This window comes from Gammaproteobacteria bacterium (genome assembly GCA_032250735.1).
In the GTDB taxonomy this organism is placed as follows: domain Bacteria; phylum Pseudomonadota; class Gammaproteobacteria; order SZUA-152; family SZUA-152; genus SZUA-152.
This window is the reverse complement of sequence record JAVVEP010000029.1, coordinates 1-14,416: the sequence shown is the minus strand read 5'-3', so window position 1 is coordinate 14,416 and position 14,416 is coordinate 1. Positions and strand designations below refer to the sequence as shown.

The following is a 14,416-nucleotide window of genomic DNA, read 5'->3' as shown; positions in this document are numbered from 1 at the left end:
TGTAAAAAGCCCTTAGGTTATCCTTGGGGCTTTTTTCTTACTACGGAATACGATTCATGCCAGACAACAGAGCGCTGCAACTGGACTCAGGGCAGGCGCGCGAGTTCAGCTTTACCAGAAAGGATTTCCAGTTTATCCGTGAGCTGGTCGCGGAGCGCACCGGCATCATGCTCTCGGACAACAAACGCGATCTGGTCTATGGCCGACTGTCGCGACGCTTGCGCGATTTGCAGTTAGCGACCTTCCGCGAATACTGCCAGCTGCTGGAAAAGGGCCACGACGACGAGATGGTGCAGTTCGTCAACGCCATTACCACCAATCTGACCTCGTTCTTTCGCGAGGATCACCACTTTGAGTTTCTCGGCAAGACACTGTTGCCGAATATCATGCAGCAAAAGACCCAGGCAAACGCCGAGCGCCGTATCCGCATCTGGTCGGCGGGCTGTTCCACCGGCGAAGAACCCTATTCCATCGCCATGGTGGTGAAGGAGGCGCTGGCTGCGACGAAACAGGGCAGGGGCGAAAGCTGGGATGTGCGCATCCTCGCCACCGACCTGGACACCAAGGTGCTGGCCAAGGCCAGCAACGGCGTCTATGAGCAGAACCGGGTGGAGGGTATGACAAAATCGCGCCTGCAAAAATGGATCAAAAAAGGCAGCGGCGATAATGCGGGAAAGGTGCGCATGTCGCCCGAGCTGCGGGAGCTGATCACCTTCAAGCAACTCAACCTGATGAACGACTGGCCCATGAAGGGCCCGTTTGACCTGATCTTCTGCCGCAACGTGGTGATCTACTTCAACAAGCCCACCCAGCAGGTGCTGTTTGACCGCTATGCCGACCTGCTCGGGCACGATGGCCATCTGTTTCTCGGACACTCGGAGACCATGTTCCAGAAAACGGAACGCTACCGCCTGATCGGCAAAACCATTTATCAGAAAGAGAAATAGACGCGCATGACATTGTTGCCCACCCACGATCAAGGTCTGTACTGAGCATGGCCAATCCGGCCCACTCGGAAGAATTGCCGCGCGCGCTGAACGGCTTTGCGCACATCAAACGCTACTGGGACAAGTCCAACGACACCCTCGTCGCCAAGATCCTGCCCGGCGAGCTGTACGTGACGCGCCATAATGAAATGATCACCACCGTATTGGGCTCGTGTATCTCCGCCTGCATCCGCGACCCCTATGCCGGCGTGGGCGGGATGAACCACTTCATGTTACCCATTTCCAAAAACGTCGGCATCAAGGACAGCGACGCGGCGCGCTACGGAAATTTCGCCATGGAGCACCTGATCAACGAGATCCTCAAGAATGGCGCGCAGCGCAAAAACCTCGAGGTCAAACTGTTCGGCGGCGGGCGGGTGCTGTCGCACATGACCGATGTCGGCAAGCGCAATATCGAGTTCGCCCTGGAATACATCCGCCTCGAAGGCCTGACCCTGATCTCCGACGACCTCGGCGACATCTTTCCGCGCAAGATCCAGTACGACCCCATCACCGGCAAGGCGCGCATGAAAAAGCTGCGCACCATGCACAACCGCACCGTGGCCGAACGCGAAGTGGCCTACATGCACGAGATCGACCTGGCCCCGGCCTCGGGCGATATCGAGCTGTTTTGATCGCCAACCGCAACTCACCGAGTCCCTGATTGATGAGCAAGATCAAAGTCCTGATTATCGACGACTCCGCCCTGGTACGGCAGATGCTCACCGCGATGCTCAACAGCGCCCCCGACATCGAAGTGATCGGCGTCGCCCACGACCCGCTGATGGCCAGGGAAAAGATCAAGGCGCTGAATCCCGACGTCCTCACCCTGGACGTGGAAATGCCGCGCATGGACGGCCTGACCTTCCTCTCCAATCTGATGCGCCTGCGCCCCATGCCCGTGGTGATGGTCTCATCGCTCACCGAAAAGGGCGCCGACATCACCCTGGAGGCGCTGGAGCTGGGGGCCATCGATTTTGTCTCCAAGCCCAAGACCGATCTGGCCCACACCCTGGAAAAATACGCCGACGAGATCATCGCCAAGGTACGCATCGCCTCCCAGGCCAGGGTCAGCGCCCTGAGCCGCGAGGTTGCGGGCCCAAAGGCCTCCACCCGCCTCTCGGCCGACGCCATCCTGGCCAAAAAGGCCCACGCCCGACACTTCAGAACCACCGACCGCATCCTCGCCATCGGCGCCTCCACCGGCGGCACCGAGGCCATCAAGGAAGTGCTGCTACGCCTGCCGGCCGACACCCCCGGCACCGTCATCTCCCAACATATACCCGCAGCCTTCAGCGGCCCCTTCGCCGCCCGCATGGACGGCCTCTCCGCCATGACCGTCTGTGAAGCGACCGACGGCCAGCAGATCGTCACCGGCCACGTCTACATCGCCCCCGGCAACCGCCACCTGCTGGTCGAGCGCGACGGCGCCCGCTACATCTGCCGCCTCAACAACGGCCCCGAGGTCAACCGCCACAAACCCTCGGTCGACGTCATGTTCCGCTCTGTCGCCCAAAACGTCGGCGCCAACGCCATCGCCGTCATCCTCACCGGCATGGGCAACGACGGCGCACAGGGCATGAAAGAGATGCAGGAGGCCGGATCCCCCACCATCGCCCAGGACGAAAAGACCAGCGTCGTCTGGGGCATGCCCGGCGAAGCCGTCAAACTCGGCGGCGTCGACCAGATCCTGCCCCTGCTCAAAATCCCCGAGGCCGTGCTCAAACTCATCGCCAGGAAATAGCGCGTAGCGGCCCAATTCTGGCCGCAGTGGTTGATAAACAAACGCAAGCCAATCCCAGCCATCAGCAAAGCCGCCACTCCGTCAGCTAAAGCCCGACAGCGCCTAGCAGTAGACCCCCGCAGTAGAAGGGTAGTGAGAAAAGCAGGCTAAGCCCGTGATCCGCCACCAAATTCAACTCCCAATTTCCCCGGACAGACGGTACAATCCCCACCGTCTTCAAACCGACACCGCCCGGGTGGTGAAACTGGTAGACACAAGAGACTTAAAATCTCTCGATCGTAAGGTCGTGCCGGTTCGATTCCGGCCCCGGGCACCATCTCCAAGCACTATCTCCCGCCATACCCCGCAATAAACCACCCCCAACACCCTCCCGTCTCTGCGCAGACCACGGCCCAGCATGCCGGGCAAAAACCCGCCGCGTGTAGGGCATTGCCTACAGAAAATAGGGGTTACTTGTGACAGTATATGGGTTGAGGGTTGAGGGTTGCGGGTTGCGGGTAGGGGGTTCGGGGAGGGCTCCGGGAAGGGGGTTGGAAAGGGATTAGGGCGAGAGATTTAGGGCAGGGAATGCGCTTGTAGGGCCATCAGCACCGGCAGCCCCAATCCCAAAGCTATTGCACTTTCGAACTGAAGTGTTCAACACCATAATAAACCATTGATTTCACTGGAATTATGTTTCTCGAATCGATTTTCGATCATATTAAAGAGCATTATGAATGGCCGAAAATGGCAATCGACAAAAAGTAAAGGGTCGACGGGTGATTTTTAAGGTGGAACCGCATTACAGGGTGCGTTTTCTCTCAACATAAAATAATGAACGGTTTCAGATATCGTCTCTAAGACGAGGCCTACTTAAGGGGTTTATAAAATGACCATCAAACATATGAATCAAACTGCATGGCTTTTGGGACTGGGTTTATTGTTACTCAATCTATCCGGCTGCGGCATCAATAATATCCCCACGTATGATGAAGAAGCCAAAGCCAAGTGGTCACAGGTATTGAATACCTATCAGCGTCGTGCCGATCTGGTACCCAACCTGGTGAGTACGGTCAAAGGCTTTGCGGCGCAGGAAAAAGAAGTGCTCACCGCGGTGGTCGAAGCCCGTTCCAAGGTAGCGGGCATGAAGGTCGATGAATCGCTCATAAACAATCCGCAGGCATTTCAGGCATTCCAGGAAAACCAGGCAGCATTGAGTTCAGCCTTGTCACGGTTATTGGTGACGGTAGAACGGTATCCAGAACTGAAATCTTCGCAAAACTTTATTACGCTGCAAAGCCAGTTGGAAGGCACCGAAAATCGTATTGCCGTTGCCCGACGGGATTATATCGAAGCGGTAAAACGCTATAACACCGAGCTGCGAACGATTCCGGGCAAGTGGTGGAAAAGCTTTCTTTACCCCGAGAGTGAACCGATGGCGAACTTCACGGTAGAGGAAGCAGTGCAACAGGTCCCTGAGGTGAAATTCTAGTCGTGATTTCTCGCGACTACCATCGTCGGTGGGTACAGCTTCTCGCTATAGGCGTTGTATTCTGGCTGTTTGCGACCGGCCTGCAGGCGGCTCCGGATTTCCCCGAGCTGACAGGGCGTGTCGTTGATACGGCCAACCTGTTGTCCAATGTGGACGAACAGCAACTGACTCAACAGTTAAAGGCACATGAAGACAAGACCACCAACCAGGTTGTTGTCGTCACGCTGAATACTCTGCAGGGCTATGATATTGCGGACTACGGTTATCAACTGGGACGACATTGGGGGATTGGTCAGGCGGATGAAAACAATGGTGTATTACTCATTGTAGCGCCAAATCAACGCAAGACCCGCATCGAAGTGGGGTATGGGTTAGAAGGCACACTGACCGATTCCCTGTCGAAACAAATTATCGATTATGAAATGATCCCGCGCTTTAAGAAGGAAGATTTCGCCGGCGGCATTAAAAATGGAACCGCCGCCATTACTGGCATTTTGAGTGGGTCGATTGATGCAAAGGCCTTTAAAAAATCTCGGCCTGTTAAGAAGAATTATTTTCAAAAAATGATCGGTTTTATCTTTATCACATTAATTTTGGGTTTCTTTTTAAAGGCGTGGCTTGGGATTTTTAAATCATCCATGGTTGTGTTCGGTGGCAACCTTGGTATTGGTTATTTGATGAGTGGTCTTGAATTTGGTTTTCTGGTCGCGCTGGCGTCGACGGTGGTCCATCTATTTAATAACATCGATGGTGGACGTGGTGGCAGATTTGGCGGCGGATATTATGGCGGAGGGTATGGTAGTGGTGGCGGCTTCGGCAGCGGTGGCTTCGGTGGGGGTGGTGGTTCATTTGGGGGCGGCGGTGCCTCGGGAGGATGGTAATGACACGTTTGCTCACAGAGGCAGATAAAGCGACCGTTAGTGAAGCCATCAAACAGGCCGAACTCCGTACCACCGGTGAGTTGATCACGGTGATTGCACCAGCGAGTGATGATTACTGGTTTATTCCAAGCCTATGGGCATCACTGATTGCCTTAACGGTACCAGCCATATTCATACTGATAGGGACCTGGTGGGATACCACAACGTTGTTCTCCATTCAGATCGGCACATTCCTGGTACTGGTGACGCTTTTCCGGATTCCCCTGTTAAAGTACGCACTGGTACCGAAAAGTATCAAGCACCTGCGTGCCTCACGTGTCGCAAGGGAACAGTTCTTTTTGCAAGGCCTGCAAAACACAGAAGGGCGCACGGGTATCCTGCTGTTTGTATCGGTGGCGGAACATTATGTGGAAGTGATTGCCGATAAGGGGATCAACGATAGAGTACCAGAAGGGACATGGGATAAGGTCGTCCGTGACTTTGTTTTAAAAGTAAAAGAAAAACAACACATGCAGGGATTTGTTGCCGCAATTGAAGATTGTGGAAATATATTGGCTGAACATTTCCCGGCTCAGGCCGGCAATAAGAATGAGCTTTCCAATCACTTAATCGAACTTTGATGCATTGAATGATCGTTGATGGTGAAGGGCGGTGTCCGTAAAACGAGAGTTGGCGGACGTACTCAAGGCTGATGAGAAGATACTACACGCCGGCCTTGTGCTATATAAGTATATTTAAAAAACACCGTAATTTTGGGACACATGGAAAAAGTGATGGGACAAGAGTCTTTAGAAGAGCCCGAGGTTGTGGATAAGTCAATTCGCATTCAGGCGGTATTTTCACCAAAATTCAATCTGGCATTTTTTCAAAACTCGGTGCCTGTATTGTTAGAGTTGGCTTTGATCAATGATAGTGATCAAGAACTAAGCGACTTAACCTTAACGCTCTCATCTACCCCTTCCTTTCTCAAAACAAAAATCTGGCATATTGATGCCGTCTCTCTAGGGAAAAAGTTTCATATTTCAGTTCGCGATTTGCAATTAGATAGTGGTATGTTAGGGCGATTGAACGAGTCTGAAACCATACAAGTCTCGGTAACCCTAACGTCAAAAGATGAGCCTATTGCGGATTGCGAACAAGTCATCGACTTGTTGCCACGAACCCAATGGAGCGGCATCGGGCATATGCCGGAAATGATCGCAGCCTATGTTCAACCCAATGATGCGCAGGTGGAGCGGTTACTGAAAAAAGCTGCAGCCATCCTTCGCCACTACAAAAAAGACGCCGCCCTGGATGGCTATGCCGGTGGCCCGAAAAGAGCCTGGGAATTGGCTTCTGCTATTTGGGCGGCAATTGGTTCCATGGGGTTGGATTACGCCCTCCCGCCGGCAAGTTTTGAACGCACCGGCCAGAAAGTCCGAAATCCGGGTCAGGTAGCTGATGCCGGGCTTGCCACATGCCTGGATAGCACATTGCTGATTTGCGCAGCCTTGGAGCAATGCGGTCTAAATCCTCTCATTGTGTTTACCCAGGGACATTCATTCGCAGGCGTTTGGCTTAAAAGCGAGGAGTTTTCTACAGTGGTGGTGGATGATGTCACCGCGTTAAGAAAGCGAGTAAAACTGAAAGAGTTGGTTGTTTTTGAAACCACCTTGCTGACAAAACGACCTTGCCCAGCCCTTAAACGAGCCATCGAACAGGGCGAAAAACAGATTGCTGAAGAGGAAGAGCGCAAGTTTGAAATGGTGGTTGATATCCGCCGGGCAAGATTACAGCGTATCAAACCGCTGGCAAGTGATGAGACTAGAAGTACACCATTGGCACAACAACAACACGAGGAGCAGGAAGCTGTATTTGATGAGGCCCCCGATCTCCCCGATGATGAGATTCGCAGAACTGAAGAGGCATCAGGCAAGCCACTTGATCGGCTCGATCTTTGGCAACGCAAATTATTGGATCTCTCTTTACGCAACAACCTGCTCAACTTCCGTGCCAGTAAACGTGCGATCACGCTCGACGCCCCTGATCCCGGACAATTAGAAGATCGATTTGCGGATGGCAATACCCTCAAGCTTAGGCCGCGCCCTGAATTGATGAATGGTTCTGATATGCGCGACCGCAGCATTCATGAATCAAGAACTCAGGAAGATCTTTATCGTGAACATGCGCTTGATGCATTACGCCGCAATGAAGTGCATGTGCCGATCAAGGCGGACGAACTGGATGGCCGCTTAACCGAGCTTTATCGAACTGCCAGAGCCACACTTTCAGAAGGTGGCGCGAATACCTTGTATCTTGCCGTGGGATTTCTCTCCTGGAGCCGTGATGACAAGGACGACAAACGTTATCGTGCCCCGTTGATTCTTATCCCTATCGTGCTTAATCGTAAAAGCATGCGTGAGGGGTTTAGCCAGACCCTGCATGATGATGAAGCACGCTTTAACCCAACCCTGGTGCAGATGCTACGCCAGGATTTTGAACTTGAACTACCAGTCGCTCAGGGTGAGTTACCTAAAGATGACCATGGATTGGATATCCATAAAATTTGGAGACAAGTATCCCAGGCCGTAAAAGAGATTAAAGGCTGGGAGGTATCGGAAGAGGTTGTTCTTTCCACCTTCTCCTTCGCCAAGTACCTGATGTGGAAAGACCTGGTTGATCGCACCGATCAGCTAAAACAAAACCCGGTGGTACGTCATCTGATTGAGACGCCACGTGATCCTTATCTGAGCACGGTCAGTTTTCCCGATCCCAAACAGCTGGATCAACTTCATGGACCCGAAGAAACCTTCTGCCCACTAGCGGCAGATTCATCTCAGCTTTCAGCGGTGATGGCGGCGGCCAAGGGCAAAAACTTTGTTCTGATCGGCCCACCAGGTACCGGCAAAAGTCAGACCATCGCTAACATGATTGCCCAGTGTCTGGCAGAGCAAAAAACCGTGCTATTTGTCTCTGAAAAGATCGCCGCACTGGACGTGGTCTATCGCCGTCTACGCGATGTAGGACTGGGCGATTTTTGTCTGGAGCTGCACTCAAGCAAGACGCGTAAGTTGGATGTACTGCAACAACTGGGTCGTGCCTGGGATTCCAAAGGCGGCATTGATGCCAATGAGTGGAACAGAGAGGCTGGCAAGCTTAAAGCCCTGCGTGATCAGCTTAATGGCTTTGTCAGGCAGCTTCATTGTAAACGGCATAATGGTCTGACAGCATATCGCGCTATCGGCCAGATTGTCGCCGGTCAGGAGATTGCAAAACTTGGTCTGCAATGGCCCAACATGGATGCGCATGATGTTGATGCCTTGGATCGGCTACGGGCGTTGGCAGACCGCCTGGATGTGAACGCCAGTGAAGTGGGTAAAATTGCCGATAGCCCATTGGCGCAAATATTCCACGATGATTGGTCTCCCCATTGGCAGCAGGAAATCATTCAGACAGCCCAGCAGCTGGTACCTAAATCGGGACAACTGGAAACCTCCGCAGAGTCTTTTAGCAAGGCGCTGGGTTTATCTGTAAGCAATCTTGACGAGCGCAGTCGTCATGGTTTATCGCTACTGGCAAACACCTTGCCTAAGGCTGCCGGTTACGATTGGCGTTTTGTATTGCGTCCCGATGTCCGCCGTTTGATGGACGATCTTGAAAAAGGCACGCAATACATCAAACAGCATCAACAGACCTTCCAACAACTCTCAGCGCCTTATCGAGAAGAGGTCATCCAAATTGAAGTGGATGGCTTGAATGAGCAGTGGCAAAAGGCAGGGAAAGCTTTTTGGCCTATGAGCTGGTTGGGTAAACGTAGCGTACAAAAAGTACTGGCCGGTTTTATTCAGGGTAAACATCAAATTGACGTGGCCGCAGATCTGGAGAAAATAAAACAGCTTAAAGGACTTGAGGCCAACATTTCCGAACTGGACGACCTTGGTGCTAAAACGGCAGGTTTGTGGAATGGTCTTAAGACGCGATTGGATGAGGCTGCGCAAGCGCAGCAATTTCATCAAGCCTTGTCTGAATCGATTGCCGCTCTAGCAACAGATGCAGACACACTCACCGCAATAAAATCGGCAATGGAAAAACTGCTGGGTGATGGCAATGCCTTGCTCGATGCCGCAGGGCCAGTCACTGGTGCAGGTAACCATTATCTCAAGGCATTGGCAGCGTTCAATACTGCCCTGGATGGATTCGCCTCGAAAGCTGGCGTCACTGTCGCTGAGATGATGACAAACGCCGGCGATAGTCCAGCTGGAATTGCCGAGCTCTGCACCGCTATTCCACCCATGGAGCCCAAACTCCATGCCTGGTGTGCATGGCGCAAGGTCCGTAAAGAGGCCGTGTCACTGAGGCTGGAACCGTTGGTCGTGGGCATAGAGCAAGGCCTTGTTGAGCTGGGTAATGTGCAAGAAGCCTTTGAGGCGGATTATTGCCGCTGGTGGCTCAATAGCATGGTTGATGGCGATGAGGTATTGCGTGGGTTTGTTTCCGCCGAGCATGAAAAGCGCATCGCTAATTTCAATGAACTGGATGATCGTTTTACCCAGTTGACCCAAAGTTATATCCACGCCGGATTGTGTGCCGACCTCCCAGATCAGGACAGCGTTACCAAAAGTTCGGAATGGGGCATTCTTCGTCGAGAGATGCAGAAAAAACGGGCCCACAAGCCCTTGCGTGAATTAATCGGTTTAATGCCTGGCACCATCACCAAACTGACGCCTTGTTTGTTGATGAGTCCGCTTTCCATCGCCCAATACCTTTCAGCAGAAACCGCGCTATTTGATTTAGTGGTATTCGACGAAGCATCACAAATCCCTGTTTGGGATGCCATCGGTGCCATTGCCCGTGGCAAACAGGTGGTGATGGTGGGCGATCCAAAACAGCTACCTCCCACCTCATTTTTTAATCGTGGCGAATCGGGCGGCGATGATGATGTTGATTCAGATGTAGAGACCGACTTGGAAAGCATTCTGGACGAGTGCATCGGTGCCAACCTGCCTACACTGAATATCAACTGGCATTACCGCAGCCGTCACGAAAGCCTGATTGCCTTCTCTAATCATCGCTACTACGGTGGTGAATTGGTAACGTTCCCATCGCCGATAACAGATGACCGCGCTGTCAGCTTTCGTTGGGTAGAGGAGGGTGTCTATGAGAAAGGTGGCGCCAGAATCAATAAACCCGAAGCAAAGGCCCTGGTTAATGAAGTGGTGGCCAAATTACGTGACAAACATTTTCAGGCATCCAAACACACCATTGGCATCGTTACTTTCAACTCAGAACAACAACGCCTTATCGAAGACTTGCTCGACGAAGCACGCCGCCAGCATCCTGACATCGAACCCTATTTTTCCGAAGATGCACTAGAACCGGTGTTCGTCAAAAATCTTGAAAGTGTTCAGGGTGATGAGCGCGACCACATGTACTTCTCTATCGGCTACGGCCCGGATGTTACCGGCAAGGTCTCAATGAACTTCGGCCCCATGAACAAAAGTGGCGGCGAACGCCGTCTCAATGTTGCCGTAACCCGTGCCCGGCACGCATTGCGGGTTTTCTCCAGCTTACGCCCCGAACAGATTGACCTGTCCCGCACCCAATCCATGGGTGTCAGGGATCTTAAGCACTTTTTGGAATTCGCAGAGCGTGGTGCCCGTGCACTAGCAGAAGCTGTCACCGGCTCGATTGGCGACTACGATAGTCCATTCGAAGAAGCAGTAGCAGAAGCCTTAAGACGCAAAGGCTGGCAAGTACACTCACAAGTGGGCGTCTCATCATTCCGCATCGACCTGGGTGTGGTCGACCCCGATGCACCCGGCAGATACCTCGCCGGTGTCGAATGTGATGGTGCCACCTACCACCGTTCTGCAACGGCCCGAGATCGCGACAAAATAAGAGAACGGGTATTGCGTGGTTTGGGTTGGGAGATTGCTCGCATCTGGTCCACTGACTGGTGGCACGACGCCGCAGGTGCGCTCGACAAAGTACATACAGAGCTGGAACGTCTACTAGAACAGCAACGGGCCAAACACGTTGAAAGACATAAGATAGAAACGGCCGTTGTTGAGAAAACGAATGTACCGAAAACGATCTGTCCAGCTCAACAAGAAGATCTAGTTGAAGAAGCAACTTTAAAAGTCGCCAGCTCCGTTTATGCACGTAACAACGCAAGCATTGAGCCAGAGCAGAAAACAGATCAGCTGATGTTTCATGATGCTGATCCCGCCTCCGTAGTCACAGACGTCAATCCAGATACTTTCTTTAATGCTGAATATGATGCAGCTCTGCAAACCATGATTGCCCATGTCATCGAAATCGAAGGCCCCGTGCGTGATGACGTACTCGCCAAACGCATCGCCCGCGCCCACGGCTGGGTACGTACCGGTAATCGAATACGCGACAGAGTGTTTCAAATTGCCGAAAAGCAATATCCGATTACCATCGAGGAGGTCGGGCGATTCTTTTGGCCAGAGGAGATTGATACGAGTGAATGGCAAGTATTTCGTTATTCGGAAAATGGCAGACGACCGGTGGATGAGATTTCAAGCCAAGAATTAAATGCATTAGCCAGACATGCACATCAGAAGTGTGATTCGGTAGATGACAGCGTTTCGGAAATGGCTCGTTTGATTGGGGTTCGGCGGGTGATGGAAGAGGTTAGGGAGAGGCTTGTAAATTGTATCTCAATGAATAGAGGGAAATGATGAGACATATTCCAGGCATAGTATGTTGCGAATGTATGACTGGTTCTTTATGTTTCGATTATTTGAAATTTTAATTGTAGATTGATGTGATGCACAGGCGTTAAAAACAATGAAAAAGGAACCACGTCTATTGGATCCGTCTATGATCCCATCTGTACTTTGGTGTCAGTCATCAGATCTATTGGAGTTGCCGAATGACTTGTCAAAAGCCTACGTAGATATTGTGGATGCCTATGATTTGCGTGATTTGGGTACACAGCGTGATTCAAATAGAGGTCCAGTCGGAGGGTTGACAAAGGAAAGTGCAGAACAGCATTTCGCACAGGCCTTTGATGGTTCAGCGGCAAGAGCTCTGCTGGCGGTGTTAGATCCAAAGCACGAGGCCGGCACAACCTCGAATACCTTTATCCGGTGCACTGCGGGCAATACTATTAGCCTGACTGATGCACCGTGCGGGGCAGGTGCTGCTGCATTTTCATTCCTTTGTGCATTGGCAGAGTTGAGAAAACAAAAGGTGTTACCGCGATTACCACTTGATGTTCACTTCATAGGTGCTGAGTTATCTGATCATTCTCGAAATTTAGCCAAAGAGATGCTTGAACGATTGACGCCAGCGCTTACTGAACAAGCAATCTTTGTAACTTCACAATTCATTAGCTGGAATGTTTTAGACCCTATGAGCACCACTGATTTGGTGTCGAGGTGTGTACGTACTTCTTCTGACTCATCAAGCAAGTTGCTTGTTGTTGCTAACTTCAACGGTTTCTTAGAAAAAGACAATAAGAGAGAATCAGCCAAAAAACAGTTAGACGAGCTTTTTCGGTATGCATCAGGTGAACAAAGCTTTGCTGTATGGATTGAACCAGCCATGAACGAAGCTACGACATCAGGGGGGCTGCTTCCTTGGTTGCACAAGCAGTTTACGACTGTTTGGAAAAGGTTTGGAAATTACAAATTCGATCAGGATGGACAAGACCTAATATATGTTTCAACTGCTCGCTTTAAATTGCCGCTACTTCCATCGGAAACCAGCCGAGTAACTCTGGCTGTGATGCCGATCGAACTCAAACGGTCATCATGAAAATTAGGCCAGGTACATTTGCCATCCGTGCCGTGAATCAATACCGGCGGCGAGATGTGCTTTCCTATCTAGGGCTTCGTTACTATTTGGAGAATTCTGCCACACTTACAGATCATTGGGCACGAGATGTCGCTGTTGATCTGGTACTCCATCGGACCGACCCCGGTTACATGAGAGCCAAACATTTTAAGGGCGTTAATGCTAATGGTTCGATTAGTCACCGGGAGATGTACCTTCCAGGACCAAATGAAGCACTTGCTGAAGCTGTTCTGATAAGCGAATGCGCCAATATAGGCAAGGCGTTTTCACTTCACAAGCGCGTGTTCAGCTATTTGCCAGTGGAAGATAATGATCTTTCAGGAGTGTTCTCGCGCTACATGAATGGGCTAAAAGATCGTCATGCAGCTATATCAGCCGTTTGCCGAGAACAACCAAATGCAGTTGTTCAGTTTTTCGATATCAAACGATTTTATCCTTCAATAAAGACTGAAATTGGTCATCGGGTATGGGAGGAAGCATGTAGCAAGTCAGGCTTGTCTTCTCGCTTTCGATCGCTCGGTGAAAAACTACTTTTTGATCATGGCAGTACAAATCAGAATGAGCCTGGCAGGATTCTAACAGGGCCTATGTTCAGCCATCTTATAGGGAATCTTGTACTCGCCAAGGTCGATGAGGCACTTGCGACAGCATCGGCACAATACTTCAGGTATGTGGATGATGTTGTGCTTGTTGGTTCGGTAGAGGAAGTTTGCAGTTCATCTGCTCTTTTGCATAGCCTTTTGAGAGATCTGGATTTAGAACTACATGATGAGAACTCAGATAAAAGTATGAGTATCAGCCCATTAGAGTGGCTACACGGAGAGCATGACTTCGCGGATAGTAGACAGCCAATCTCATGGATGACGCTAGTCGGCGATTTAAAGCGACTTCTACTTTGGCACCCTGAGAAGGCAGTTGAAATACGAAATTCTTTGTTCAACGAAGGGTTTCGTATGCCATTGCCCGATTACACAGGTGCGGTAAGAGACAGACGATTCGTGGCTAGGTCACGCGATCTGATTCAAAGGCAGTGGTTCCAAAAAGTTGTGCGTAAGATTTCACCTGAGAGTGTTTTGAATCAGGCGCGGATGCTCCGGTCTCAGTATGATCAGAAGCTTTGTCAATCGCTTGACCAACTATCTCAGGTAAGTGGCTTTGCCGCCAAACGTGTTTTGCCTAAAGCAAGATATTGTATTGGTCGTCTTGCATATCTGGCGACACCTGATCGATTGATTGAGCTTTCGAAGGTTTCCTCGGAAATTCCTGCGTTCTATTTTCAATCGGAAGTAGCTCGAGCAGTAGGTACAGGAGAAATTGATAGGGTTATTTCGCTTGGTACTAATGCGGCACAAGCTGTTGCTCAGCCGCTTCGTATGGCGAGTGGGAATGTAACGCTCGCTCGCGAACCTGAAACAACTGTTGAGATTCAATCGTTGGCCATTTTCTCAATGAATGGGGTGCATGTTGATATTGACCTGAATCCGTAACTTAAAGCCCACCAACAAAGCATTTGATGCCGTATTTTGCA

Annotated in this window: 9 protein-coding genes and 1 tRNA gene; all 10 read left to right on the top strand. The window is 51.2% G+C overall.

What is annotated here, in order from left to right; all coding sequences use genetic code 11:
* The first annotated feature begins 56 nt into the window (after positions 1-56).
* On the top strand, positions 57-947 hold the full coding sequence (locus RRB22_13360; protein ID MDT8385391.1) for a protein-glutamate O-methyltransferase CheR: 891 nt from the start codon (positions 57-59) through the stop codon (positions 945-947).
* Positions 948-994: 47 nt separating this feature from the next.
* Positions 995-1,621, top strand: coding sequence for a chemoreceptor glutamine deamidase CheD (gene cheD, locus RRB22_13355; protein MDT8385390.1), 627 nt, complete (start codon positions 995-997; stop codon positions 1,619-1,621).
* Positions 1,622-1,653: 32 nt separating this feature from the next.
* Complete coding sequence (locus tag RRB22_13350; protein MDT8385389.1) at positions 1,654-2,730, top strand: chemotaxis response regulator protein-glutamate methylesterase; 1,077 nt, start codon at positions 1,654-1,656, stop codon at positions 2,728-2,730.
* A gap of 229 nt (positions 2,731-2,959) precedes the next feature.
* Positions 2,960-3,046, top strand: a tRNA-Leu gene (locus RRB22_13345).
* A gap of 552 nt (positions 3,047-3,598) precedes the next feature.
* A complete protein-coding gene (locus RRB22_13340) occupies positions 3,599-4,201 on the top strand; it encodes a LemA family protein (GenBank protein MDT8385388.1) in 603 nt (200 codons plus the stop codon).
* A gap of 5 nt (positions 4,202-4,206) precedes the next feature.
* Complete coding sequence (locus tag RRB22_13335; protein ID MDT8385387.1) at positions 4,207-5,082, top strand: TPM domain-containing protein; 876 nt, start codon at positions 4,207-4,209, stop codon at positions 5,080-5,082.
* A complete protein-coding gene (locus RRB22_13330) occupies positions 5,082-5,702 on the top strand; it encodes a TPM domain-containing protein (GenBank protein ID MDT8385386.1) in 621 nt (206 codons plus the stop codon). Before RRB22_13335 ends, RRB22_13330 begins: the two co-directional genes overlap by 1 nt.
* Positions 5,703-5,843: 141 nt before the next feature.
* A complete protein-coding gene (locus tag RRB22_13325; GenBank protein MDT8385385.1) occupies positions 5,844-11,768 on the top strand; it encodes a DUF3320 domain-containing protein in 5,925 nt (1,974 codons plus the stop codon).
* Between the two features lie 109 nt (positions 11,769-11,877).
* Positions 11,878-12,849, top strand: coding sequence for a hypothetical protein (locus RRB22_13320; GenBank protein MDT8385384.1), 972 nt, complete (start codon positions 11,878-11,880; stop codon positions 12,847-12,849).
* On the top strand, positions 12,846-14,375 hold the full coding sequence (locus RRB22_13315; GenBank protein ID MDT8385383.1) for an RNA-directed DNA polymerase: 1,530 nt from the start codon (positions 12,846-12,848) through the stop codon (positions 14,373-14,375). Before RRB22_13320 ends, RRB22_13315 begins: the two co-directional genes overlap by 4 nt.
* Positions 14,376-14,416 lie beyond the last annotated feature (41 nt).

What these genes read in the sequence shown, in the direction of transcription:
- RRB22_13360 (MDT8385391.1), top strand. Translation starts at nt 57, where the DNA reads ATGCCAGACAACAGAGCGCTGCAACTGGACTCAGGGCAGGCGCGCGAG.
- cheD (MDT8385390.1), top strand. Translation starts at nt 995, where the DNA reads ATGGCCAATCCGGCCCACTCGGAAGAATTGCCGCGCGCGCTGAACGGC.
- RRB22_13350 (MDT8385389.1), top strand. Translation starts at nt 1,654, where the DNA reads ATGAGCAAGATCAAAGTCCTGATTATCGACGACTCCGCCCTGGTACGG.
- RRB22_13340 (MDT8385388.1), top strand. Translation starts at nt 3,599, where the DNA reads ATGACCATCAAACATATGAATCAAACTGCATGGCTTTTGGGACTGGGT.
- RRB22_13330 (MDT8385386.1), top strand. Translation starts at nt 5,082, where the DNA reads ATGACACGTTTGCTCACAGAGGCAGATAAAGCGACCGTTAGTGAAGCC.
- RRB22_13325 (MDT8385385.1), top strand. Translation starts at nt 5,844, where the DNA reads ATGGAAAAAGTGATGGGACAAGAGTCTTTAGAAGAGCCCGAGGTTGTG.
- RRB22_13320 (MDT8385384.1), top strand. Translation starts at nt 11,878, where the DNA reads ATGAAAAAGGAACCACGTCTATTGGATCCGTCTATGATCCCATCTGTA.
- RRB22_13315 (MDT8385383.1), top strand. Translation starts at nt 12,846, where the DNA reads ATGAAAATTAGGCCAGGTACATTTGCCATCCGTGCCGTGAATCAATAC.